The organism is Rhodococcus sp. R1101 (assembly GCF_000278445.1).
GTDB lineage: Bacteria > Actinomycetota > Actinomycetes > Mycobacteriales > Mycobacteriaceae > Rhodococcus > Rhodococcus gordoniae.
This window is the reverse complement of sequence record NZ_AJVB01000822.1, coordinates 1-921: the sequence shown is the minus strand read 5'-3', so window position 1 is coordinate 921 and position 921 is coordinate 1. Positions and strand designations below refer to the sequence as shown.

Annotated in this window: 1 protein-coding gene and 1 pseudogene; one reads left to right on the top strand and one right to left on the bottom strand. The window is 71.6% G+C overall.

Annotated elements, in window-relative coordinates:
* Window positions 1-658 (top strand): alpha/beta fold hydrolase (locus tag R1101_RS0124490; RefSeq protein WP_016935763.1); only part of this gene is annotated, 658 nt, incomplete at its 5' end.
* Window positions 659-671: 13 nt separating this feature from the next.
* Here R1101_RS0124490 and R1101_RS28740 read toward each other — a convergent pair.
* Window positions 672-921: pseudogene (locus R1101_RS28740) on the bottom strand (DUF3710 domain-containing protein); the annotation flags it as partial.

Here is a 921-nt window from a genome sequence, read left to right as displayed (position 1 = left end):
ATGCTTCGCCGAGAAGGCGTTCGGCCCCGGACTCCGGCGCCGCGGCATCACGCCGATCGCCGTCGATCCGGACCCTCGCGGTGTGGTGGCGAGCTACGTCGCGGCGCTCGACGATGCCGCCGAGAACGGGCCGCTCCTCGTCGGTGGTGTGTCCATCGGTGCGGCTGTTGCCTTGAGGTGGGCGTTCGACAATCCCGGCCGGGTCGTCGGCGTCCTCGCCGCCCTACCGGCGTGGACCGGCGATCCACTGGATTCCCCTGCCGCTGGGAGCGCGCGGTGGACGGCGTCCGAGCTACGCACTCACGGACTCGAGGCGGTCACCGCGACGATGACCGCCTCGAGTCCGTCCTGGCTCGCACGGGAGCTGACCCGCTCGTGGAGCGCCCAATGGCCCGACCTCCCGTCCGCGCTGGACGAAGCCGCGTGCTATCGAGCGCTCGACGTCGACGAACTCCGGGCCGTGGGTACGCCGGTCGGCATCGCCGCCGCAGTGGACGATGCGGTCCATCCGCTGGAGGTGGGGCGCCGATGGGCGCGGGAGATCCCTCGCGCGCAACTGGCGACGGTGACACTCGAGCAGATCGGGGACGATCCCTCCGTGCTCGGGAGGCTGTGCCTCACCGCGCTCGAAAGGATCGCCCCCGTCCCGAATCGATGATCGGGGTATCGACCTAGAAGCCGAGTTGCTGCATCGCCGAACCGGATTCGCCCCGGCGCGGCGGAGGGGTCTGCCGAGTGGGCGGGGTCTGCTGGGTAGGCGGGGTCTGCTGGGTGGGCTGCGTCGGCGAGGTCGTCCGCGGAGCGGGTTGTGCCGGAGCAGATCCCTGCCGGGGCGCGACCTGCTGCTGCGCCGCCTGCTGCTGTTGTTGTTGCGCTGCGACGAGCTGACGGGTGAGCGCCTCGGGGAGCACGATCGGCAGC